Genomic DNA, 21955 nt, shown 5'->3' with positions numbered 1-21955 from the left:
CCCCGTGACCGCGAAACGGCCGATGCAGGGAAGGACGAAGAGCGAGCGGCAAACCGCTATCTGTCGGCGGTCTTTTTCTGCAACAGCAGGCGATCGCCTGAGAGGGGGACGCCTCAACGCCGAACGACTCGGACAAGGCCTTCAAAAATCCGTTCGTGTCGGTGGCGCTGAACCGGCCACCGACGCGAAGCCGAGCGACGTCCCGGTCAGCGATCACGATCTTCTGGTCAAGGTATCGGTTGTATTCCGCGACGACCCTCTCCAGCGGCTCTCCCGAGAAGACCAACTGACCGGCACGCCAGCCAGCCAGCTTTTCGCGGGTCTGGTCTGAAAGAGGCTCCAGCCGGGCATCAGGACCGAGCAGGACTTGTTGGCCGTCGGATGCCGCCAGACTGGCCGCGCCGCCGTTTGTCTCGATCAAAGCCGCCCCGGTCAGGACCGACAAAGTGACTACACCCGTCTCGCGCCGCGCGTTGTAGCGACCTTCGGCCAGCTTGGCCGCCCCGCCGTCCCACTGAAGTCGAACCGGCAGACCGCCGACAGGTCGGACATCGAAGGCCGCTTCCCCGCGCTCGAGCCGCATGACCAGAGCCCCGCTTCGCTGACGCCAGGAAAGTCGGCTGTCCGTGTTGAGATGGGCGTCAGCCTGATCGTCCAGACGCACGGTCAGGGTCTGTCCGACGCCGGTGTTCGCCTGACTCCAGGCGAAGGCTCGGTTGGCGTATACGCCGCCTCCCATCAGGGCGAGCCCGCCGAACGCGGCGGCGCGAAGAAGACGCCGTCTGCTTTGGTCGACAGCACGTGAGCGCGACGCCGTCTCCGGCCGAAGGGCGTCAAGCGACGACCAGGCCTTGCTGACCTGATCGAATGCCCGAGCGTGATCGAGGTCCTGATCCCGCCATCGCTGAAAGGCGGCCGTGTCGATCGCGCGGGTTTCCATCGCCGCCAACCAGTCGGCGGCTTCGCTCAGGACCTTCTCGGGAGGTTTCGAGGCTGCGGCCATGGAATGATGCGACACTCGGAGGCAGGCGGTGGTTCCGGCGCGAGACGCTCCGTCAGAAGACGCATCGCTTTAGACAGGTGTTTCTCGACGGTAGAGACGGATATGTCGAGCCTGACCGCTATCTCGATGGGGGAAAGCCCTTCGATTTTTCTCAACCGGACGACACGCTGGCATTGCGGCGGCAGGCTGTCGAGCGCGGCTTCAATCCGTGCAAGACGTTGATTTTGATCGGCCGAAGCCTCTGGCGTCGGCGCCAAGTCCGCGACCGCAAGTTTCTCCAGGTCGACGGACCTATCGACCGGTCCTCTCGACGTCCTGCGCGCAAGATCGATCGCCAGATTTCTGATCACGGCCAGCACGAAGGCCTTCGGTGACGCCAGATGTCGCCATTGGTCATTGGCGACGACCTTCAGATAGGCGTCTTGGACCAAGTCTTCCGAGATGTGGCGGTCGCGGGAGATGGAATAGGCTGCGCGGCGGTAGGCGGCCTCGTGAGGGCGCACCTCCCTGTTGAACCAGACGTCGAGCTCAGGCTCCACGGTCACGCACAGCTCCCCTCGTGCGGACCGCATTTGTCGTTAACTCATGCGACGCCGTGACGAAGCTGCGGTGACATTCTCGCAAACTGAGTTATCGGGCGCTGCCTAAGCTATCGGATTGCGTTTCCGCGCCGATAGCCGACGGCCAGGCCCTCCAGAACGCGCCTAGGAGGCTCTAAACTGAGGGCTCAATCCTTTGAGCCGCAGCCACTATCGACTCCGGTCCGGTCCACGGGCCGCGTCCCGTTCCATCGGGCGCGGCTGGCCGGCCCGCGCCCACGCGGCCTCCAGCAGCCGGGTCTGGACGGCGGGGTCGGGGATGAGGCGAGCCACCACCACCGCGGCGCGCGCCAACCGCTCGGCGAGCGGGTCCTGCGGGGTCTTTTGGGAAGATGTCCGGTCGACCCCGGCCGCCTGACGATCGCGGTCCCGGGGCCGATGACCGTGGACCTCCAGACCGAGGCTCTGGGCCTGGATCCAGACCTCGCGCCGGAAGGCGGGGTCGCCTGAGACCTGTATCCGCTCCCAGCCGCGGTGCCGCGCGATCTTGAGCATGTCGATGACGGCGTCGGGATAGGCCTGGGTTGAGGTGAGCGATCCGCCCCGGTCGCGGAACATCGGTTCAGGCGCGCGGTGATCCCGAAAGAACTGCTCCGCCCGGCCCCTGAGATCGCGCTCGACCAGATAGCGGTCGAGCACCGCGTCCGGTATATCGCCCTTGATTGTGGAGCGGGCCGGCGCGCCGGGCGCGGGCCGCAGACGGTTGGTCGGTGGGGCGGGCTCAGGCGGGGTCATGGCTCGCGCTCCGGCGGGGTCGCATCGACGACGCGGTCGAGCCAGGCGGCGACGGCGCCTTCGTCCGCGTCGGGCGAGGGCGGTGGGAGACCCTCGGCGGCGAAGGCGCGGGCGATGACGTCGAAATCCATGGGATCCTCCTCGAGGACGTGTGGGGTCGCCGGCCCCGCGACTGGCGGCGCCAAGATCGGGGCGGGACGCAGCCGGAGCCGGAAGATCCGGTCACGCCAGTAAGCGATCTTGCGGCCGCGGACAGGCGGCAGGCCGGCCTTCAGGACGATCAGGGCGGTCTGCGGAAGCTGCATCAGCTCTTGCGGCAGCATCAGCGCCCGGCGTTGGTCGGATACGGTCGTGCTGCGTTGGCCACGCGCGAGGCCGGTCGGCCGGCTGCGGCTGCGTCCGTCAATTGTGTAATAGCCCAGCCGTTCGCTGAGCTCCTGGGCGATCCTCAGCTCCTTCGGTGCGAAGACGATCTCGATCCCGCAGTTGGTCATCACGTCCTCGGCCAGATCGGGTCCGTAGAGCGCCCTGAGCTGGGACGGGCTCTGCAGCACGGCCAGTAATCTCAGCCCGTAGCCCGCCACCCAGGCGAAGGCGTGGGCCAGCACGGGCGCCGGCCCGAGGCGGGCGAACTCGTCCAGCAGGACGAGGGTCGGACGGTCGGAAGAGGCGGGGAGGCTGCGGCTGTTGAGATCGACCAGCTGCTGGAACAGCAGGGCGTAGAGCGGCTGGATCCGCAACATGTTGTCCGGCGTGGCGCCCAGATAGAGGGAGAGCCGTCCGCATCGCAGGTCGCGCAGGTCGAAATCCGAGACCGAGGTGGCGGCGTCGATCCGGGGTTGAGCCACAGCCCCATCCGGGTGGTGATCGACTGCCGCACGGAGGCGAAGGTGTTTTCGCTGGAGCTGGTGAAGTCGGTCAGGGCGGCGACCACGGGGCCCGGGAGAGGCCGCCCCTCCCGCGCTCGCGCGGCGACGGTGCGGGGCAGGCGGGCGCGGGCGTCGCCGGCGGTGAGCTGGCGGAAGATCTCGCCGAGAGTGAACGGGCGATCGGGCGTGGCGGCGACATAGCCGCCCACGCCGATGAAGCCGGTGCGCGACGCCTCGGCCCAGAAGGGATCGGCCTTGTCGTGGGCGGGAAGAGCATCGCCGCCATGCGCTGGAGTTCGTCCAGCACCTGGATCGGGTGGGCCCGATCGATATGGGCCAGGGGGTTGAACCGCGCGGTGCGGCCGTCCGGCGCCAAGGGATCGAACAGATGGACCGTCTGGCCGGCCTCGGCACGGTAGCCGGCGGTGGCGAGATAGTTCTCGCGCTTGATGTCCAGCACCACGACCGAGTCCGGCCAGGCGAGCAGGTTGGGGATGACCACCCCGACGCCCTTGCCGGTGCGCGTCGGGGCGTAGAGCATCACATGCTCGGGGCCGTCGGCGATCAGGAAGGCGCCGTCAGCCCGACCCAGGACCAGGCCGCGGCGAGATCTCAGGCCGGCGCGGCGCTGTTCGGCCGCCGACGCCCATCGGGCGGCGCCGTGCAGGGGGCGTCTCTGGTGGAGCAGGACGGCGACGATCAGGATCCCGCCGACCAGGCTCGCGCACGCCAGGCCGACGGCCAGCCAGCGCCGCACCTCGGGATCGTGACGATAGTACCAGAGCCAGTCGGGAACACGCGCCGGATCGATGTCGCCGGAGAACCGCCCCAGGCCGATGAGGGCGATGGTTGCCGTGAGGACGGCCAGGACCGCGACGGCCCCGAGACCGGCCGTGGCGATCAGCGCCGCCCTAGCCGCCGGGCTGGCGCTTGCGAAGCGGGTCATGCCAGACCTCCGTGACGCGGAAGCGGCCGTCGACCTTCTTCATCTGGACGACGACGTCGACGAGCAGGTGCAACAGGGCGCGGATGTCCTCGCGCGGCAGGTCGCGCCCGCCTTCGGATTCCCGCACCAGCAGGGTCAGTTGCTCGAAGGCCAGGGCGGCGGAATCCGCGTGCACTGTGGTGATCGAACCGGGATGCCCCGAGTTGACGTTGCGCAGGTAGAAGAAGGCCGTGCCGTCGCGGAGCTCCTGCAGCAGGATGCGGTCGGGCCGCATGCGCAGAGCGCTTTCCAGCAGCTGTTTGGGCCCGACCCGCGCCAGACCCTGGCCGTCCTTGGAATAGACCAGATGGACGACGTTGCGGTGGGGCGTCACGAACTCGCGGGTGTCCTCGATCGTCAGCAGACGCTCATGATCGGGAATGAGCGCGATCAGCCCCTTGGCCAGGGTGGTCTTGCCCGAGCCGGTGGCGCCCGAGATCAGGATGTTGCGACGGGCGGTGACGGCCAGGGCGAGGAAGGCCGGCCAATCGCCGACCTCGCGCAGGCGCATCAGCTCCGCATCGACGGGATCGGCGGTCTCGGCGCGGGCGTCGACGACCTGGTCGAACAGGCCTGCCGCCGCGAACTCGGCCAAGCCGAGGCGTCGTCGCGAGGGTTTTCTCAGGGTCAGGGACAGGCCGCCGTCGGCGACCGCGGGCGGCAAGACGATCTGGCAGCGAATGTCGCCGGGCAGGGTGGTCGAGCAGATCGGCTGTTCGGGGCCGACGTCCTGTCGGGTGTAGGCGGCGGCCGCGACCGCGAGCGTGCGCAGCCAGGCCTCGGTCAGGTCAGCTCTGGCGCCTCGGCCCAGCGCCAGACGCCGTCGGCCTCAACCCCGACTTCGCCGGGGCGGTTGACGACGACCTCCGTCACGGCCTCCGGCTCCAGGAAGGGGCGCAGCGGGGCCAGGTAGTGGTCGAGGACGGAGGTGTCGTCCATCACCGGGATCGCAGCTGATAGACGCCGGAGAAGTCCAGATCCTGGGCGACGAAGATCGACACCTCCGCGCCCTGACCCTTGCGCAGCGTCGGCGGGATATCGACCGTGCCCTGGAGGGCGACGCCGGCCGCGTCGGACGGAAGGCGGGCGGCGGCGCCGCCGCTGTCCTCGCGGCCCACGGCGGCGTAGACGCCGTCGTCGACGATCGACAGCAGGAGGGCGCCGCCGAACCGATCCCAGAAGCGGGTGTCGACCACGCCGTCGAAGCCGGATCGGCCGAGCGCGTCGGCGGCCGGCGAGGCGAGGGCGACGGCGACCCCCGTCGGCGTCACCGCCCGGGTCCACAGGACGAACAGGCGCGCCGGCCTTGCTGGAGGCCGCCACGATATTCGCCGAGAACCCGGGTGCCGCGCTCCATCAGGACCACCGCGCCGTTGTCGGACCAGGCGTCGCGGGACAGGACGCAGGTCACATAGCCCGGGGTGGTGCTGTCCATGGCCGTCTGCAGCACACAGGGGACGCTGGTCCCGGCCGTGATCAGCAGGTTGCGGTCGGGCAGACGGCCCGCGCGGCTCTGGCTCACCGGGGTGACCAGCCTGAGCTGGTCCAGGGACGTCTGCGGTCCTGTGAGCGTCGCGCCTTGCGGCGGGGCTTGGGGAGCCGTTGCGGGGCCGCCGCCGGCCCGGCTGTAGGCGAGCACCGGCGCCCGCCGGGCGCTTTCGGCCAGGGCGCGCCGTTCGTCCGCCGGGGACGGACCGGAACGGGCCGCGCCTTGAGGTCCGGTCTCGATCGGCGGAACGGTTGGACCGTCGTCGAGCACGGGGGCCTCGGGATCGACGACCGGGTCGCTGAGCAAGGGGCGGCGGGTCGCGCCGCGCGGGCTCGAACGGCGCGGTCTGACGCGGCGGGTCATCGCGCGTCGTCGGGCCATCGGCGTCGCGGTCGCCGCGATCCCAACTCGCGATCAGGAAGACGGCGCAACCGGCGGCGAGCGCAGCGAGGGTGATCATCTTGCCGCGCGGTCCGCCGAACCGTCCGGCGATCGGCGAGATGCCGCGGTCCGCTACTGTCGAGGCAGGGGGCGGGCTCTCGTCCGGGGAGGCGTCGCGGCCCCGCTCATGACGGATCTCCGACGGGGGCCCGATCGACGACAGGCGAGGCCGTGCCCGTGCCGAGGCCCCTGCCGCGAGGATCGAAGGCTTCATTGAACAGGCAGAGGACGGAGGAGCCGCGTCTCAGTCGCAGACCGCGCGCGACCCCGTGGACGACCACGAACTCACCGCGCACGTCGTAGGGGATGAGCCGCTCCGAGCCGTCCTCGGCGACCTCAAACAGGGCCGGCAAGGCCTGAACCCCCGGAAAGCGCAGGACGGTGAAGCGGCCGTTGTCGCTGACCTCGCTCGGCTGCAGGGCCGCGTCGCCTTGGGCGGACCAGGCCAGATTGCGCGGACCCTCAAGGACGCCGCGGTCCAGTTCCAGGCCGATCAGGCGCTGTTCGACCGCTTCGGCCTGAACAGCCAGGGCGCGGGCGGCTTGGGCCTGATCGTCGGCCGGATAGAGGAAGCGCACCTGATAGGCGAGGGCGGCGCGGTCGCCGGGGTCGCGGGCGACCAGTTCGAAGGCGTAGTGGCGGATGACGCCGGCCCGCTCGGTGACGACCAGCAGATTGGTCGCCTGGTGGCGCTCGCGCGGCTTCAGGAACAACACCGACCCTTCGGCGGCCACCTCCCAGGCGACGCTGTCGCCGATCGCGGCGTGGCGGATGGTCTCCTCGGGCGAGAAGACGATCTGGGTCGCCGTCCGGAAGGCGCCGGCGATGTGGTAGACCGCCGCCGGGTCGTAGACGATCTCCCGGATCCGGGGATCGGGGGCTGTTTGCGCCATCGCCGGGGCGGCGAGGACGAGCCCGGCGATCAGCGCCAGGGCGGACAGGGGGCGTGTCATCGGATGACCTCCGGATCGGCGCGGTAGGAGGTCACCTGGAAGCCGAGAGGGTTCCTCAGCCGGTCCGGCTCCGACATCGGCGCGCGCGTGTAGGTGAAGGCGATGGTGGCGATCCAGTCGCTCTCGACGGTCTGCTGGGCCTGTCGGACCGTGCGGCGGAAGCGGACATTGGCGACGCCGTCGTTGATGAAGCCGATGGCGCGGATCGCCACGATGGCCTCGCCGTCCGGGCCGTAGAGGTTCTGCGGGCTCGCCGGATTGGAGCCCCGGAACAGATCGGCCCAACGGCGTTGCTCAGCGGGCGCGGACAGGATGGACACCAGCCGGAAGGCGTCCTCCGCCGCCGGGTCGAGATAGCCCTCCCGCTGACGGACATATTGTCCGAGGAAGTATTTGCTGATCGCTTCCTCATAGCGGACGGGTCCGTCCTCGGCGGACAGGCCGCGCACGACGTCGACCGCGCCGGTGGCCTGATCGACCCGGATCACGAAGGGCTCGGTCGACTTGAGCGGCGTCAGCAGGGCGACGGCGCCGGTTGCGATGACGGCGAGACCGGTGGCGAGCGCCGCGGCGGACCAGGCCAGGCGGCGCGAGCGGAGGGCGGAGGCCAGACGGTCCTGGTCCCAGCGTCGCGCCTCGACGAAATAGCGTTGCAGTTCGGGGAGGGGACGCCGCTCATGCGCAGCCTCCCGTGTTGGGCGCAGCGACGGGGGCGGCGGGACGGTCGGCCGTCGGGGTCAGCACCGTTCCGTGGAGATTGGCCGGGCGACGGGCGGAGCCGTCGCAGGTCGGAAGCGCCGGATCGCTCCGGTGGGCGCAAGCGGCCAGAAGCAACAGGGCGGCGAGCAGAAAGGGACGGTGGATCATGTCAGGCGCCTCTCGGTCGGATGGAGCCGCCGCTCCTCGGGGGTTGGCGGCTGGATTCCTGCGGACCCTGGGCGCGGCCCGAGCCGCTTCCGCCCAGGGCGGCGGCGTTGGCGAAGTCGGCCAGACCGGCGCTGGCTCCGCCCGCGATGCCGGCGGCGATGGCGGGGGTTTGCAGGAAGAAGATCGCGCCCAGCAGACACAGGGCGATGAAGATCAGGCCGCCGATCATCGGGTCGGCGCCCTGGATCGCGCCCCACTGGTCGCGCACCAGAGACAGCACCAGCTGGAAGATGACGATGATCAGGGCGAACAGGACGAGATAGTTCACCGCCTGGCTCAGCCAGCCGAAGAAGAAGCGCCGCGTCGCGTCGAACAGGGCGCAGGCGATGAAGATGGGGCCGAGCGTGACGAGCAGGGCGAGGGCCAGCTTGGCCACCAGCACCACGCCGAAGCCGAGGGCGGCGGCCAGGGCGCCGACGAGGAAGACCGCCGCCGACACCACATAGGGGCCGGGATTGAAGGCCGAGGCGTCGCGCGAGATGTCCTCGCCCAGCCAGGCCGCATAGGCGAAGAACTGGTCGAAAGCCGCGCCGACGCTCGGCGTGTCCGCGCCGCTGACCGCCCGGGTCAGGGCGTTGGGCAGGCCGGTGAACAGCGGCTCGGTGACGAATGTGGAATAGGCCGCCGTCGTCGCCAGCAGATAGAGGAAGGCCAGCTTCAGCGAGCGGACGGCGAAGTCCATCACCGGCTCGCTGATCGCGCCGCGCAGGATGGCGACGCCGTAGAGCACCACATAGAGGACCAGGGCGATGCGCAGCGGCCCCTCGACCTCGGCGATCACCGAGGACAGGCGGTCGCCGAGAAAGACGTTCAACCGCTCGTCGATGAAGTCGTAGCTCGGCTCGAAGACGCGGAAGCTCATCGTCGGTCCTCAGAAGGCCTGCACATAGGCGCGCATCCGGGCGTCGCGCCGGGCCTCGGCCAGGCCGCGCCGCGCCGCGTCGCATTCCGTTTGCGTCCGTCCAGCGTCGCAGGCGGCCACGACCGCTTCGGCCGCGTCGGGATCGGCGGCGAAGTCTTCCGCGGTCCGCTCGGGCGTTCCGCACCCGACGAGGCCGAGGGCGACGAGCAGGGCGGAGCGTCTCACTGGAAGGCCCTCTCATAGACGCTCATGCGGGCTGTCCGCGCGGCCTCGGCCCGTTCCCGGGCGCGTTGCTCCTCCAGCCGGGCTTCGGCCGTCTGCGTCAGGGCCAGACCCTGCAGCCGCACCTGCTCGTTCTGGATCAGCGCCTGTTCGGCCGCGAGCCGGGCCTCCAGATCCATCACCGCCCGGGCGTTGGGGGCGGTGTCGAGCGCGGACCGCAGCGTCTCGAGGCCCTCGAGCCGCCGGTCGGCGGCGCCGGCCACCGCCTCTCCGACGGCGAGATCGCGCGCCGTGCGGGCGCCCGCCCGCTCCAGACTGTCCCGGTAATAGGCGTCGGCCGGGCTCAGCGCGCCGGCCGGCGGCGTGTAGAGCCGGGTGTCGCGACGGATGGCGTCGGCGCGGTCGGCGAGATCGCCGAGCGCGCCGAGGTCGCCGTTCGCCGCCGCCCGCAGCGACCGCATGTCGGGCAGGGGATTGCGCACGGTCGGCAGGCCGAGCTCGCCGGCCAGGGCGTTGACGTCGGACAGGTCGTTGAGGCTGTCGAACAGCCTCTGGCCCTGTTCGACCTGGGTCTGCAGCGCCTTGAGCTGGTCGAGCGTGGTGCGGGCCTCCTCGATCATCTGGGCGAGCGCCCTCGGGTCGTGGACGATCTGCTGCGCCCGGGCGGTCGGAGCCGTGGCGAGGGCGAGGGCGGCGAGGGCCGCGGCGGACAGGATTCGGGCTCTCACAGGAACCTCCTCTGGTCATGGAAGGGGGCGCGCCAGTGCGCGTAGTCGTCGCCGGTCTCGGCCCGGAGGCGATCGAGCAGGGCGACGGTCTCGGTGCGCCCGGACAGCACGGCGAGCGCGTCATCCATGCCGCGAAGGTCGAGCTCGACCACGACGCTGTCGTGGCCCTGTTTGACGAGGAAGCGATGCGACTCCGGGGTCAGCACCTCACGGACCAGCCGGAACTCCTCCCGGGTCAGGCCGAAGCCGTCGATATAGTCCCGAGCCTGGCCGTGGGCGTTGGGCAGGAAGATCTTGGTCGCGCACTGTTCGAGGATGGCGTGGGCGATGGGCGATTGAAGCGCGTCGGCCGGCGACTGGGTGCCGAACACCATCAGGGCGTTTTGCTTGCGCCAGGTCTTGAGGCCGTCCCGGGCGAGCTCGGTGAAGGCCGGATCGTCCAGCACCTTCCAGAACTCGTCGATGTCGAGCACGAGACGTCGGCCGTCGACGCGCTCGGCGATGCGGTGGAACAGATACAGCATCGCCGGCGTGCGAACCTCGTCGTGGTCCAGCATCTGGGTGATGTCGAAGCCGGCGAAGCGCGCCTCCAAGCTCAGGGCGTCCTCGTCGTTGTCGAGCACCCAGCCGAGCGGACCGCCGCGCTGCCAGCGCTCCAGACGCGCGCCCACGCCCGGCGTCGCCCTGGCCCAGCAGGCTGCGCAGGGCGGCGAGGGATCGACGCTCGCGGGGCAGGGCCTCCAGCGCCGCGACCCCCTGATCGATGGCCCGCGCCTCGGGAACGGTGAGGGGTTCATGGGGGCGGTCGACCAGGGCGCGGACCAGCCGGACCAGGAAGGCGCGGTTCGCCGGCGTCGGATCGAGCGCCTTGAACGGGGCGAAGCCCGTCGGCTCGCCGTTGCGCAGGGCTAGATAGGTCCCGCCGCAGGCGCGCACGAAGATCTCAGCGCCGCGGTCCTTGTCGATGAACAGCTGCTGGGCGCCGAAGCGTTCAAGCTGGGCCAGCATGAAGTTCTGCACGACCGTCTTGCCCGAGCCGGACGGACCGCAGATGAAGGTGTGGCCCAGATCGCCGACATGGAAGTTGAACCAGAAGGGCGATCCGGCCGTGGTGCGCAGCACCGCGACGGCCTCGCCCCAGTGATTGCCGCGGGCCTTGCCGACCGGATGGGCGTGGAACGGCGCCAGGGCGGCGAATTGCGCGAAGTGATGGCGGCCGGCCGGGTGCGGCGGGCGAAGGCCCCGGGGAACTGGGACCAGAAGGCCGCCTCCAGACCGAGATCCTCCCGAGCCACCACCAGGCCGGAATCGGCGAGAATGGCGCGCGCCTTGGACAGATGATCGGCCAGGGCCGCCGGCGTATCGCCGTGCACGAGGATCGAGGCCTGGTGCTCGCCCATCACGAAGCGGTTGCTGACCAGGTCGTCCAGCGCGTCCGACAGGCCGGTGATCTGGGACGCGGCGCGGTCGCGCGCGGACACCATCTGGTTCTGCTTGCGCTCCATCACCGTCCGCGCGGCGGCCTTGGACAGGAAGGCGAAGGACTGGCTGGCCACGAAGCCGAAGCGGACGCTCAGCAGATCGTCCCAGAGGCCCGGGCGGGTCGTCGCGGGATATTCCTTCACCGCCAGGACGCCGGCGTAACGGGCGTCGGCGACGTCCCGCAGTTCCAGGATCTCGCGACCGAAGATGGCGCGGACGGTATGAACGGCCGCGCCGAGGTGGCCGAAGACGATCGGAACCGCCGAGCGGCGACCGGTCAGAACCAGCCGCATGACCTCCATCGGCTCGGAGAACCAGAGACCGTCGCGTTCATACAGGCCCAGCCGGCGCGGGGCGTAGCGGTCGAGATACTGGATCAGGTCGCGGCCCGCTTCCTCGACCCGCTGGAGGTGAGCGGTCTCGACCTCGACGTCCGCCCGTCGCGCCGCCTTCAGGCGACGCGCCAGGGCCGCGGCGCGATCGCCGGCCTCGCGCCCCGGATGCAGGACGAGGGTGACGAAGAGCTCATTGATCCAGAGCTGACGCCCCGCGACCCGGTCGTCGTAGAGCGCGCCCAATTCGCCGGCGAAGTCCGAGCGGAAGCCGACGGACCGCGCGAGTTCGGCCGGCCGACGCACCACATGATGCCAGACCGCCAGGCGATCGTCGGCCAGATTGCGCCAGGCCTGGTTCAGCTTGACGTGCCAGTCGTTCAGATCGCGCGCGTCCGCGGTCTCGAAACTCGCCCCGTCGATCTGGAAGACCATCATCAGGGCGCCGCTGTCGAGCGCCACCACGGCGTCGGAGACGTGGCGCGCATAGGTCAGGTGAGGCCGGGCGTCGGCCTCGCGCCGCAGACGCATGGCGCTCACGCCGCCCTCAGCCACGGGCCAGCTCCGCCGGACGGTAGCGCCGGACCAGCGGAAGCGGCGTCGCCGAACTGCCGCCCCAAAGGGCGGCGTTGCGCGACCGGCCCTTGGTGTCGACATAGACAAACAGCAGGCGGAAGGCGTTGTGGTCCGCCCGGCAGATCGCCCGGAACACCAGGTGCAGGGCCGGCGCGACGAGCAGGTAGAGCAGGCTGCCGCCGACCAGGAAGACGACGCCCGAAAGGATGACGTTGACGCCCATGGCCTCCATGGGCACGCCCAGAACCATGGCCGGCCGCGTGCAGGCCAGAAACAAGGGGTCTCGGTCAGTCGCTCTTCAACCATGCGGGCCTCCGGCGGACAGGCGCGACAGGGCCAGGCCGATCGCGACGCCGGAGGCGAGGCCGGCGAAAATCTGAGCGAAGCGCTTGGGCGAGATCAGCTTCAGGGCGAGCATCAGGACGAGGGCCAGGAGCGCTGACGCCGATCCGATCACGAGCCAGGGGAGGGCGTCGTCCATCAGCCGCCGCCTGTGATCAGATTGACGATCTCGGCCGCGCCGAAGACGACCACGATGCCAAGCACCACGATCGCCGCGCGCCGCAGATCGAACAGGCCGAACATCCAGAGGATGCCGACGATCACCACAGCGAGGACGGCGAGGAGTCGAGCGGTGTTGCCGGTCAGCAGATCGACCACATTCTGCAGCAGGCCTTCGATATTGGCGGAGGCCAGCGCCGGCTGGACGATCATGAGGCTGGCGGCCAGGGCGATCGCCGCGCCGGCCCCGGTCCTGCGAAGAGTGAGCGGGGTGATCATGTCAGAACTCCGGGTCCGGGGTGGGGGTGAAGGTCACGACCCCGCGCGTCGACACCCGGGCGAAGACGTCCCAGGCCGCGGGTGGGGCGGGCGGGACCGGCGGCGTCTGACGGGCGTCGTCGACGCGATGGGATGGGGAAGCGGCGACGGGAAAGGCGACCCCGAGCGTTCGCGCGGCGGCTTCGACACGCGCGACATAGCCGTTGCGGAAGCCCCGCTCGGCGTGGCCGGTGTTGTAGCGCGACAGGGCCACCCTCAGCGTCGTCTGGGGATCGACGCCCTCCGACGGACGATAGCCGGTCCGGAGCACGAGGCCGGCGGCCGCGAGATTGCGGCAGGGGTCGAAGGCGGCCTCGACCGACAGACCGAGCCAGTCCAGATTGTCGCTGTTGATCTGGGCCACGCCCAAATCAAGGTTGGCCCCGCGCGCCAGGAGGGTGCGTGCGATGCGAGCAGCGTCGCTCGCGTCCCTCGCCGCTCGTCCGGGCCGGGGGCCGCGGTTGACCCCGATGGCCAGGGGATCGAAGCGGCTTTCCGCATAGGCGATCGCCGCGAGGGTCTGCGGCGCCACCTGCGGCGCGCAGGCCTGGGACAGGCTGAGGATCAGATTGAGGTCCAGCACGGGCGGCTCCCTTCAGAGCCCCCAGCAAACCGGTCCCCCCGGGATCGCGCGACCCGCGAGCCTCCCGCCGGACATCTACGGTAGGAAAGTCCGCGGTTCGGTGGACCGCTCGGCGACGGCGAGGCGGGCGACCGCCTGGATGCGGGTCCGGACACCCAGCGCGCGGCAGGCGCCCATCAGATGCTCGTCGACGGTGCGGGGAGACAGGCCGATCCGCGCGCCGATCGCCGAAGAGGTCAGGCCGCCGGCCGCAAGCTCGAGGCATTCCCGTTGTCGCTCGGAGAGACGCTGGAGCAGACCTGAAGACGACGGACTTTGGGTGGGAGACGCGCGCATCCGACGATCACACCACGGCGATCTCGCCGGGGGCAGTCCGTAGGCAGGCGGCGGCAGGCTTACGGTGTGCCGTTCCCGGACCCAGGCTCGTCACTCACCGGCGAAACCAGGCGATGTCGCCGCTCTTCCAGCCAGGCGTCGGCGGCGCTGTCGCGGCGCACCGACTGGGCGGCGAGCTCCCGCAGAGCCTTGGTGAAGGTGTTGATGATCGTCAGCGACTCGAGCTCGGCGATGGCGTCGCCCGCCTCCTCGTCGAATTCCTGCAGGGCCACGGCGAGGATGGTGGCCAGTTTGTTGTCGGCGCACCGCAAGGCGAACGCGGGCGAGCCGAGGGCCAGGGCCGCGACGATGGCATGCGGGTCGCTGTTGGTGACCTCGGCGAACCGATGAATCCGCTCGATGTTGATGCGACCGCCGCCGGCTTCGAAATGCTCGTAGGATCGGAGGGCCATGTTCATCGCCTTGGCGACATCCGCGGCGCGGAGCCGGCGATGGCGGCGGATCAGCCTGAGGGCGGTCGATAGGGTCTCGCTCTGGGACTGTCGGTCGCCGCTCTCCATGACGTCGCTTTCACCTCGGTTGGGAGCGGGTCCGATGAGCGCACCGCTCCCCTACTGGTTGAAAAATGGAGCAACAGCGATGCAAATGAAAGCCGGGAAACAAACGGGTCCATGAAACTTGCGGAATCGCGCAAATATACTGCCGTCTGACTGCGAAAACTTCGCGGGATATCGTCTTTACATGGCGATGCGAGGCCACGCGGACCCTTCCGCGCAGACGGTGGCGGGCCTGTCCGCGCGTAGGCAGCCATGAGCCGGGCGCGCGATCCTTATAATGAGGCGCTGGCGGCGCTCCTCGCGTTTGCCGGGGTCGGACGGTTCGGCTGGGGCGAGCCCCTGGTGGCGACAACCTTGGCCGAAGAACTGGGTCTCAGCCCGACCCCCGTCCGCGAGGCCCTGGCCCGCCTGTCCGGGGAGGGGCTGATCGAGCACCGGCCTGGCCGGGGCTACTACGCCCCCAGTCCGAGTCCGGATGACATCGTCGATCTCTACGAGCTCCATCGCCGCCTGGTTCACTGGGCGCTGGATGTGCTCTCGCATCGTGACGATCACAGCCTGCCGATCGTTCTCGACCTGTCGTCCGCCGAAGCTCTCTTCGTGGGAGTGGTCCGGACGTCGGGACGGGCCGTCCTGGCGCGCGCGCATTGGCGGACGACCCTGCAGATCCGACCCATTCGCTCGGTCGAGGCTCGCCTTTTGCCGGAGGATCCGGACTGGCTACGAGCGGTGGGCGCAGACATCGCGACAGGGGATCTGGATTTGGTGCGCGTGGCGGTCGATGCGTTTCACCGCAGTCGAAGCGCGCAAGCAGGAGCCGTGGTCGCGCTCATGCGTCAGTCGCAGCAAAGTATAGATCAAATATAGTTTGAAAACACTGGTTCGCGGGCGCTGCCTGCTCGCGCGGGGCATTGGCGCCCCGTCCAAGGAGGCAATGCGATGACCACCAAGAGCACAACGACCCTGATCGGGCTCGGCTCCGCCCGAGCAAGACCCGCGCCGATCTCTCCGGCGAGAAGATGGAGCTCAATCCCGTCTTTCAATACACGGACGAGGGCGCTCGGGCCTTCAACCTCGGTTCGGCCACCGAACAGACCCGTGCCAGCGAACCGACCGGCGCGCGTGAGCTGATCCCGGTCGACTATTGGACCATCTGAGCCAGATGGGCCGAAGGGGACGGGACGCTCAATCGGCGGTCCCGTCCCCGGATCGGTTGTTCCTGCGGCCGGATGTGCACGGGGTCGCCGTGGGGCCCGACGCCGTCCTGCTTGATGTCGGCGCGGACGCCTACCACTGTCTCCCGGGCGGCGGGGAGATCATCGCATCCCTCACGACGATCGGCGTCAGGGCAGGCGATCCGGGCGTCACGGCGTTGGCGGATGGCCACCTGCTGACGCGTGATCCGGAAGGGCGGTCTCGGCGACCGCTTCCGCCGCTGCCGATCCGGTCCATCATCCATGAGCGTCCGGCGGCCTGTCTTCTCAGCGATGTCGCGCCGGCGCTGAGGGCTCTGGTCGGCATTCAGCGCGCGCGACGCCGCGGCGGCCTTTTGCCCTATCTGCGATCCGAAAGGCGCCACGTGGCGGGAGACTCGACCGACAGCGTCGAGGCCGCGCGTCGCTTCTGGACGCTGATGCCCTATCTGCCGATCGAGGGTGAGTGCCTCGTCCGATCCGCCCTCCTGATGCGGTTCCTTCACGCGCGCGGGCTCGATGCCGACTGGGTGTTCGGGGTGCGACTACATCCCTTCGCGGCCCACTGCTGGGTCCAGTCCGGAGACGTCTGCCTCAACGACGATGTCGAACGGCTCACCGCCTACACGCCGATCTTTGCGGCGGGGGAGGGGTGCTCGTGACCGCGCCAGGCTATCTTGTGGTTTCGACGGCGAGCGGCGTCGCCGATCCGGTTCTGGACGCCACGCTTGAGGCCATGATCCGGGCCGGCTGGTCGGCGCGTGTCGATATCCGCGGCCTTCGCGTCATGACCGCGCCCGGCTTCCATTGGCCTGTCGCCCAGATCCATCGGAGCCACGTTCTGATCGGCGAATGGCGAGGACGGGGCGCGCATCCCTCGGCCGTGGTCGGAAGCAGCCGATCCGGCGCGGCCCTCGTCAGGGACCTGATGCGCGAGGGATGGGGGGCCTATCTGCTGGTCTGGATCGACGACACCGGCGGGCTGAACCTCATCCGGGATCCTAGCGGCGCCCTCGATGCGGTCTGGTGGCGGCGTGGGGGTGTCACCTTGATCGCCGATGGCTTGCCGCCCGTTTTGGACCCGCTGCTGCCCGCCGACCTCGCGATCGACTGGCCCCGGCTCGCCGACATTCTGGCGACCCCTGCCCTGGTGACGGACCGTGTGCCGCTCCTGGAGCTCGAGACCGTCGGTCCCGGCGATTGGGTCCAGGCGGCAACCGGCGGCGGCCGAGAGGCGATCTGGCGTCCCGCCGACCACGCCCGACGCTGTGTGGACGAGAGCGCAGCCGCCCTGGTCGGCGTAGTGGATGCCGCGGTGGACGGTCTGATGCGCTCGCGACGGAGGGTGGTGGCGGAGGTCTCGGGCGGCTTGGATTCGGCGATCGTGGCGGGCGCCCTGACGGCGACCGGCCATGCGTCCAAGGCGGCCTTCGTGACGTATTTCGGCGAGGACCGCGAGGGCGACGAACGGGTCTATGCCGAGGCGGCGGCGAAGACGGGCGGCTTCGACCTCTCCCTGGTGCCCAAGCCCGTGGCCGCCCTGATGCCGGAAGACTTCGCGCCGCTCGGACAGGGTCTGAGACCGGCCCTGCAGGGTGTCGACGTCGCCTACGATCGCGAAGCGGCCCGGCGGCTGGCGGCGATCGACGCCGAGGGACTGGTCACCGGTCAGGGTGGTGACAGCGTCTTCTTCCATGCGCCCGACCCGAGGGTCGCGGCCGACCGGTTTCGCCGCATCGGTGTGAGGGGCTTGGATCCGGTCTATTGGGCGGCCGTCGGTCGTTGGACCCGCCGCTCGGCATGGATGGTCGGTCGGCTCGCGCTCTCGCGGTCTCGCGGCGAGGCGCGTTGCGACCATCCCTGGCTGCAGGACCTCGACGATCTGCCGCCGGCCAAGCGCGGGCAGATCGAGCGCCTGGTAAACAATCAGGTGTTCTGGACCGATTGTCTTCGCGCCCGACAGGCGCCGCTTCTGCATCCGCTCCTCAGCCAGCCGGTCGTGGAACATTGTCTCGGCGTCCCGGCCGACCGCCTGACCCTGGGTCCGCGCGATCGCGGGCTGGCGCGCCTGGCCTTCGCGGACCGCCTGCCGGAAGAGATCCGCGAACGCCGGAGCAAGGGCGACCTGAGCGGCTTCTATGGCCGGCTCACCCGCGCCAGTCTTCCGGCGCTGCAGGCCCTGCTTCTCGATGGATGTCTGGTCGACGCCGGCGTGTTGGACCGCACCCAGCTGGAGATCGACCTCGACGACCAACGGCTGTTGTGGAGCGAGGGCGCGAACCAGCCGCTACTCGCCGCCGTCCTCGAGGTCTGGGCTCGGCACTGGTCGGGGCGGATCGCCGACCGGCGGGCCGAGATAGCGTCCGAGCCAGGCCAGAATCCGCTGGTGGAGGTCGCGGACATTGGCCGGGCTGGCGAGGGTATGTCCCTCACCGAAATAGTTGAGCCAGGCGGCCTCTCGGTTGAGCCGATAGAGGGCGCCAAACAGGGCCCCGTAGCGCGGTCGGTCCAGATCGGACTCGATCAGCAGCGCCGGGGTGGTCAAGGCCGCCGCGTCGTACAGCGGGCTCAGCGCGACATAACGAGCGGCGTCCTCGGGAAAGACTCCGACAGCGGCTTGGCCGGTCTCCGCCCAGCCGATGGAGGTGCCGATGGGGACGCCCTCGTCGACGGCCGTCCGGTAGAATTGCGGCAGGATGAGCGTCGTGCTGTGATCGGCGGCTCCGTTCGAGGCGATGACGGCGGCGAACCGCGGGCTGTGAGGCGCGGCGGACAGGACGTTGTAGCCGCCGTAGCTGTGCCCGATGAGGGCTAGCCGCTCGGCATCGACGGGGGCGACGGCGGCGGCCTTGTCCGCGATGTCGAGAATCCGCTGGGCGAGCTCCGCTCCGGTAAATCGGCCGTCCGAGGGATTGGGTTGGCTGACCAGGAGGACCGCGTATCCGCTCGCCGCGATGACCGCAGGGTTGTTCTGAAGAAGGGTGGAGCCGCGTCCGGCCTCGCGCGGCGCGCTCGGCATGACCCGTCCGACATAGACCTGAACCACCAGCGGCGCCCGCTCGCCGGCGGAAAGGTTCGGCGGCAGCAGCAGCCAGCTCGTAAGGGGTTCGCCGGCGGGGCCGTCATGCGGCACACGGACGGTCTCACCCCAATCGAGAGCGGCTCGATCCGCATTGATCCGCGCCGTCGTTTCGATCCGGTCGCCGATGTGCAGCTTGAGCGCCGAGGCGCCGTCCGCGCGATCCTCGCGCGTGACGATGACGTTCGGACCCGCCGCCAGGACCCGCTCTCCCTCGCCCGGCGGCGCGACACAGGCCGGTTCTGCGGACCGTTGGGACTGAAGGCAGCCTGAGGATCGTATGGCCCAGTAGGCGTCGGGGTCGGGCGTGAATGCCGCCCGGTTGCCGCTGTCGCCGAGATCGCCGAGGTTCGCCGGGGTTCCGGTGGCTACTGTGTTTCCGGAGAGATCGAGGAGCCGCTCGCCTCTGCGAACGGTCGTGCGTTCATCCCAAGCGATCAGCCGGTCGGCGGGCTCGGCGGGCAGATCGGTGAGGCCGTCGGTCGATCGCCAGCGTGGGCTCCCGTCATCATTCCGCACGCGCAGGAGGGGGCACTGGCGCGCCAGCCGCCGAGGGCGATGGGCTCGCCCCAGACGCTTCGCACGAGGGCGGGGGTGTGTCGGTTGCGGCCTAGGGTTTCCACGCGTCCGTCGACCGTGACGACGACATAGTCGCCGCCATCCTCGTAATCGGCTTGGCTGTCCGCGCGGGCGAAGGCCAGAATGGCGCCGCTGTCCGGCCGCCAGCTCAGAAAATAGGGCGCATAGTCGAGCGACCGCGCAAGCGGGATCTCTCCGATCTCCAAGTCGATCAGCCTCAGCGCCCGACGACGCATGGGATCGCCGACCCGAACCGGACGGCCGGCCACGGGCTGAAGGTCCTCCCGTTCCTCCAGCACCGCGACGCGGCGTCGGTCGGGAGACAGCATCAGGTCGTAGATCGCGCCCTCGGCGAGGACCGTTTGGTCTCCGGTGTTAAGGTCGAGGCGGACGAGCTGTAGCGGGACCGCTTGGTCCCGGGTGTCCCGGAGCGCGCCGCTGGGGATGTAGGTCGCGCCGACCCGCGCTCCGGACGCCGTATCCTCCCAAAGGGCGCGGGTGCGGGCCTGGGCCTGGCCGCCGATCTTGAAGGCGATCGGAAGGCTATGGTCCGGGCGAGACACGACCAGAAGCTCGTCGGCGGTCCGCCAGGCTACGGTCCGTCCGAACTGGGTCTCCTCCGGCGTCAGCTCCGTCCAGCGCACCGCGCCGGTCCGTGTCTCCAAGATGCCCAGCGTCCATCGATCGGCCTCCAGACGATAGACCACCATCCGGTCACCGTTGGGTGAGAACGGACCGGCCCGGAAACCGGCCGCGTGACCGGGGTCGGCGAGGACGTGGCGGACGGTCCGGCTCGTGGTGTCGAACACCTCGACCCGGCTGAGCGACACGAAGGTGTATTGCGCCAGGGTGTAGGCCGGAGCCTGGTCGTAAGGCGCCTGGACCTCCATGGCGACCCAGCGGCCGTCGGGACTGACGCGCACAGCGCCGAAATCCTCCTTTCTCAGCAGCACGTCGGTCGTGAACCGCTCTTGAGCCTCGAGGGCGACCGGGCAGGCGGAAGTGATCGCCGAAAAGGCGAGCGCCAAAACTGCGTGGCGCATCACCAGCTCCGCGTCAGCTGGATCGAGACATACCGGCCGATCACATCGGCATTGGCCGCGTCATAGGCGACGCCTTCGGGCGCATCGTAGAAGGGCGGCGCGCGATCAAGAAGGTTCTGGACGGTCAGAGCGACCGAGGTCCCCGCGAAGGGCCCCGTCTGCGGCGCGAAGCGGGCCTGGAGGTCCGCCGTGGTCCAGGAGCCGATCCGCCGTCCCATGAGATCGGCGTAATCCGAGACATAGTCGAGGCTGCCGCCCAGGGTGACGGGGCCGCGCGACCAGGACAGGGTCGTCCGGCCTCGCAGGCTGATGGGATAGTTGGGACGGTCGAGTTGGGCATCGGGTTCGGACGCGGGCGTCGCGCGAACCTCGAACCGTTCGAGCCACGTCAGATTGGTGGAAAGGTCGAAGGCGTTGGGTCCAACCGTGAAGGCGTATCCGACCGTGAGGTCCGCCCCCTGAACCTGGACGCTGGCGGTGTTCACATAGCGCGCATCGACGATCGCCCCATAGGCGTCGGCGGTGAAGAGATCGCGCAGATTGGTCGTGGGCAGATCGAGAATGGCCTGGATGGCCGCGCGATCTTCAGCGTTGCGGGTCGGATCGATCACGCGAACAAAAGGGCTCAGAGCCCCGTCGGTCAGGGCGGTGAAGACGTTCTCAAGCGCCGGTTGGCCGATCCGGTTCTCGAAATCAGTGCGGAAGGCGTTGACGCTGATCCTGAGGCCGTCGATCGCTGGAGGGCGGAAATCGCCGCCGAGGGTCCAGGTGTCCGCAGTCTCCGGTTCCAGGTCCGGATTGCCGCCGTAGAGGATCATGGTGACGATCTGCTGGGATCCTCGCGGCAGGATCGACGGGCTGGCGCTGGCGGCGTCGTTCACTTCCCGGAGCGCAGGCGCGCGAAAGGAGCGACCGTAGTTGGCGCGGAGCCGCGTTCCGACGGCGGGCTCCCAGACGACCCCGACCTTGGGGCTCGTGGTCTGCCCCACGTCCCCGTAGTCCTCGAACCGCGCGGCGAGAGACAGTTGAAGACGGTTCAGACCCGGTCGGGCGTTGCCGGGGCCGAAAAAGGAATGCGGGCTTCCGCGAAGAAGCGCCGACGTCGCGTTCGCTCCTGTTCAGCGGCCCGAGTGTGGGAACCGTGCCCGAGGTGAAGCTGTCCACCTTGCGATCGAAATTCTCGCGGCGCAGGGCCGCGCCGACGGCCACTTTCAGCGGCCCTCCGGGCAGCTCCAGAAGATCGCCGTCCAACATCACATTGGCCGTCGTGATGCGACTCTCGCTCCACAGGCGCGTGAAGCCGCTGCTGATGAAATCCAGAGCGGCCTGGGGGTTGACCGCGCCGGCCCCGAACGGATTGAGAAAGCCGTCGCGCCGGGCGCTGTAGGCGGTGGCCGGATTGTCGGCGACCGCGCCCAGCGCCTCGCGCAGATAGGTCGATTGTAGCGAACCGTCCAAGGCGTAACCGGCTTCTTCCGCGCCGTAGGCGATGTAGCCGGACAGACGCCAGGTCTCGCTGAGATCGAGATCGGCTCCAAAGGTGGCGGACAGCGTCTGGACGTC

At 69.6% G+C, this 21955-nt stretch carries 30 protein-coding genes and 3 pseudogenes; 6 read left to right on the top strand and 27 right to left on the bottom strand.

The window, feature by feature from the left end; all coding sequences use genetic code 11:
* Positions 1–4 precede the first annotated feature (4 nt).
* Positions 5–331, top strand: a complete 327-nt coding sequence (locus tag MU852_RS03540) for a hypothetical protein (RefSeq protein WP_249751038.1) — start codon at positions 5–7, stop codon at positions 329–331.
* A gap of 150 nt (positions 332–481) precedes the next feature.
* Here MU852_RS03540 and MU852_RS18135 read toward each other — a convergent pair.
* The 24 genes and pseudogenes from MU852_RS18135 to MU852_RS03430 form a co-directional block, all read right to left on the bottom strand.
* A pseudogene (locus MU852_RS18135) lies at positions 482–1003 on the bottom strand (FecR family protein); the annotation flags it as partial.
* Complete coding sequence (locus tag MU852_RS03530) at positions 967–1548, bottom strand: RNA polymerase sigma factor (RefSeq protein ID WP_249751036.1); 582 nt, start codon at positions 1546–1548, stop codon at positions 967–969. The pseudogene MU852_RS18135 and the gene MU852_RS03530, both read right to left, overlap by 37 nt.
* A gap of 204 nt (positions 1549–1752) precedes the next feature.
* Positions 1753–2337: an LPD7 domain-containing protein gene (locus MU852_RS03525; protein WP_249751035.1), complete on the bottom strand. Its 585-nt coding sequence runs from the start codon at positions 2335–2337 to the stop codon at positions 1753–1755.
* Complete coding sequence (locus tag MU852_RS03520; RefSeq protein WP_249751034.1) at positions 2334–3185, bottom strand: type IV secretory system conjugative DNA transfer family protein; 852 nt, start codon at positions 3183–3185, stop codon at positions 2334–2336. Before MU852_RS03520 ends, MU852_RS03525 begins: the two co-directional genes overlap by 4 nt.
* Before the next feature lie 70 nt (positions 3186–3255).
* Entirely contained in the window at positions 3256–4152 is an 897-nt protein-coding gene (locus tag MU852_RS03515; RefSeq protein WP_249751033.1) for a type IV secretory system conjugative DNA transfer family protein, read from the bottom strand.
* Entirely contained in the window at positions 4118–4963 is an 846-nt protein-coding gene (gene virB11, locus MU852_RS03510) for a P-type DNA transfer ATPase VirB11 (protein WP_249751852.1), read from the bottom strand. Before virB11 ends, MU852_RS03515 begins: the two co-directional genes overlap by 35 nt.
* A gap of 11 nt (positions 4964–4974) precedes the next feature.
* Positions 4975–5130, bottom strand: a complete 156-nt coding sequence (locus MU852_RS03505) for a hypothetical protein (protein ID WP_249751032.1) — start codon at positions 5128–5130, stop codon at positions 4975–4977.
* Positions 5130–5462, bottom strand: coding sequence for a TrbI/VirB10 family protein (locus tag MU852_RS03500; protein ID WP_283843772.1), 333 nt, complete (start codon positions 5460–5462; stop codon positions 5130–5132). Before MU852_RS03500 ends, MU852_RS03505 begins: the two co-directional genes overlap by 1 nt.
* Positions 5459–6043, bottom strand: coding sequence for a TrbI/VirB10 family protein (locus tag MU852_RS17250; protein ID WP_283843771.1), 585 nt, complete (start codon positions 6041–6043; stop codon positions 5459–5461). Before MU852_RS17250 ends, MU852_RS03500 begins: the two co-directional genes overlap by 4 nt.
* Before the next feature lie 203 nt (positions 6044–6246).
* Positions 6247–7074, bottom strand: a complete 828-nt coding sequence (locus tag MU852_RS03495; protein WP_249751031.1) for a TrbG/VirB9 family P-type conjugative transfer protein — start codon at positions 7072–7074, stop codon at positions 6247–6249.
* Positions 7071–7658, bottom strand: coding sequence for a VirB8 family type IV secretion system protein (locus tag MU852_RS03490; protein WP_249751851.1), 588 nt, complete (start codon positions 7656–7658; stop codon positions 7071–7073). Before MU852_RS03490 ends, MU852_RS03495 begins: the two co-directional genes overlap by 4 nt.
* Positions 7659–7749: 91 nt before the next feature.
* Positions 7750–7941 carry a hypothetical protein gene (locus MU852_RS03485; RefSeq protein ID WP_249751030.1) on the bottom strand — a complete coding sequence of 64 codons (192 nt, stop codon included), beginning with the start codon at positions 7939–7941 and terminating at the stop codon, positions 7750–7752.
* 1 nt (position 7942) lies between these two features.
* Complete coding sequence (locus MU852_RS03480; RefSeq protein WP_054765304.1) at positions 7943–8863, bottom strand: TrbL/VirB6 family protein; 921 nt, start codon at positions 8861–8863, stop codon at positions 7943–7945.
* A 9-nt stretch (positions 8864–8872) separates the two neighbouring features.
* Positions 8873–9088 carry an EexN family lipoprotein gene (locus MU852_RS03475; RefSeq protein WP_249751029.1) on the bottom strand — a complete coding sequence of 72 codons (216 nt, stop codon included), beginning with the start codon at positions 9086–9088 and terminating at the stop codon, positions 8873–8875.
* Positions 9085–9813, bottom strand: coding sequence for a TrbJ/VirB5 family protein (locus MU852_RS03470; RefSeq protein ID WP_249751028.1), 729 nt, complete (start codon positions 9811–9813; stop codon positions 9085–9087). Before MU852_RS03470 ends, MU852_RS03475 begins: the two co-directional genes overlap by 4 nt.
* Positions 9810–10484: a TraG/VirB4 family ATPase gene (locus MU852_RS03465; protein WP_283843770.1), complete on the bottom strand. Its 675-nt coding sequence runs from the start codon at positions 10482–10484 to the stop codon at positions 9810–9812. Before MU852_RS03465 ends, MU852_RS03470 begins: the two co-directional genes overlap by 4 nt.
* A gap of 136 nt (positions 10485–10620) precedes the next feature.
* Positions 10621–10818, bottom strand: a pseudogene (locus tag MU852_RS17245) (hypothetical protein); the annotation flags it as partial.
* Positions 10722–12158: a VirB4 family type IV secretion/conjugal transfer ATPase gene (locus tag MU852_RS03460; protein WP_249751850.1), complete on the bottom strand. Its 1437-nt coding sequence runs from the start codon at positions 12156–12158 to the stop codon at positions 10722–10724. The gene MU852_RS03460 and the pseudogene MU852_RS17245, both read right to left, overlap by 97 nt.
* 16 nt (positions 12159–12174) lie before the next feature.
* Complete coding sequence (locus MU852_RS03455; RefSeq protein ID WP_249751027.1) at positions 12175–12480, bottom strand: VirB3 family type IV secretion system protein; 306 nt, start codon at positions 12478–12480, stop codon at positions 12175–12177.
* 21 nt (positions 12481–12501) lie between these two features.
* Positions 12502–12684, bottom strand: a complete 183-nt coding sequence (locus MU852_RS03450) for a hypothetical protein (RefSeq protein ID WP_249751026.1) — start codon at positions 12682–12684, stop codon at positions 12502–12504.
* On the bottom strand, positions 12684–12983 hold the full coding sequence (locus MU852_RS03445) for a TrbC/VirB2 family type IV secretion system protein (RefSeq protein WP_249751025.1): 300 nt from the start codon (positions 12981–12983) through the stop codon (positions 12684–12686). Before MU852_RS03445 ends, MU852_RS03450 begins: the two co-directional genes overlap by 1 nt.
* A 1-nt stretch (position 12984) precedes the next feature.
* Positions 12985–13605, bottom strand: a complete 621-nt coding sequence (locus MU852_RS03440) for a lytic transglycosylase domain-containing protein (protein ID WP_249751024.1) — start codon at positions 13603–13605, stop codon at positions 12985–12987.
* Between the two features lie 75 nt (positions 13606–13680).
* Entirely contained in the window at positions 13681–13941 is a 261-nt protein-coding gene (locus tag MU852_RS03435) for a helix-turn-helix domain-containing protein (RefSeq protein ID WP_249751023.1), read from the bottom strand.
* A gap of 59 nt (positions 13942–14000) precedes the next feature.
* Positions 14001–14501 (bottom strand): XRE family transcriptional regulator, encoded by a 501-nt coding sequence (locus MU852_RS03430; protein WP_249751022.1) that lies wholly within the window; start codon positions 14499–14501, stop codon positions 14001–14003.
* A gap of 249 nt (positions 14502–14750) precedes the next feature.
* On the opposite strand from MU852_RS03430, the gene MU852_RS03425 reads away from it, so the two are divergent.
* From MU852_RS03425 to MU852_RS03410, 4 genes and pseudogenes are all read left to right on the top strand, one after another.
* The gene (locus MU852_RS03425) at positions 14751–15365 is read left to right on the top strand and encodes a GntR family transcriptional regulator (RefSeq protein ID WP_249751021.1); all 615 of its coding nucleotides are present in this window, start codon (positions 14751–14753) and stop codon (positions 15363–15365) included.
* 152 nt (positions 15366–15517) lie between these two features.
* Positions 15518–15655 carry a hypothetical protein gene (locus tag MU852_RS03420; RefSeq protein ID WP_249751020.1) on the top strand — a complete coding sequence of 46 codons (138 nt, stop codon included), beginning with the start codon at positions 15518–15520 and terminating at the stop codon, positions 15653–15655.
* A gap of 56 nt (positions 15656–15711) precedes the next feature.
* Entirely contained in the window at positions 15712–16353 is a 642-nt protein-coding gene (locus MU852_RS03415; protein WP_249751019.1) for a lasso peptide biosynthesis B2 protein, read from the top strand.
* A gap of 74 nt (positions 16354–16427) precedes the next feature.
* Positions 16428–17993: pseudogene (locus MU852_RS03410) on the top strand (asparagine synthase-related protein); the annotation flags it as partial.
* Here the strand turns inward: MU852_RS03410 and MU852_RS18130 are convergent.
* A complete protein-coding gene (locus MU852_RS18130; RefSeq protein WP_430641213.1) occupies positions 17979–18710 on the bottom strand; it encodes an alpha/beta hydrolase family protein in 732 nt (243 codons plus the stop codon). The pseudogene MU852_RS03410 and the gene MU852_RS18130 sit on opposite strands and share 15 nt — an antisense overlap.
* On the opposite strand from MU852_RS18130, the gene MU852_RS03405 reads away from it, so the two are divergent.
* Entirely contained in the window at positions 18609–19043 is a 435-nt protein-coding gene (locus tag MU852_RS03405) for a hypothetical protein (protein ID WP_249751017.1), read from the top strand. The two genes, MU852_RS18130 and MU852_RS03405, sit on opposite strands and share 102 nt — an antisense overlap.
* A 164-nt stretch (positions 19044–19207) precedes the next feature.
* Here MU852_RS03405 and MU852_RS03400 read toward each other — a convergent pair whose 3' ends face one another.
* Entirely contained in the window at positions 19208–20392 is a 1185-nt protein-coding gene (locus MU852_RS03400) for a hypothetical protein (RefSeq protein WP_249751016.1), read from the bottom strand.
* Positions 20392–21417 carry a TonB-dependent receptor domain-containing protein gene (locus tag MU852_RS03395; protein ID WP_249751849.1) on the bottom strand — a complete coding sequence of 342 codons (1026 nt, stop codon included), beginning with the start codon at positions 21415–21417 and terminating at the stop codon, positions 20392–20394. Before MU852_RS03395 ends, MU852_RS03400 begins: the two co-directional genes overlap by 1 nt.
* Positions 21418–21955 lie beyond the last annotated feature (538 nt).

Origin of the sequence: Brevundimonas albigilva, assembly GCF_023503965.1 — a bacterium.
Lineage (GTDB): Bacteria > Pseudomonadota > Alphaproteobacteria > Caulobacterales > Caulobacteraceae > Brevundimonas > Brevundimonas albigilva.
This window is presented reverse-complemented; position numbering and strand designations above follow the sequence as displayed.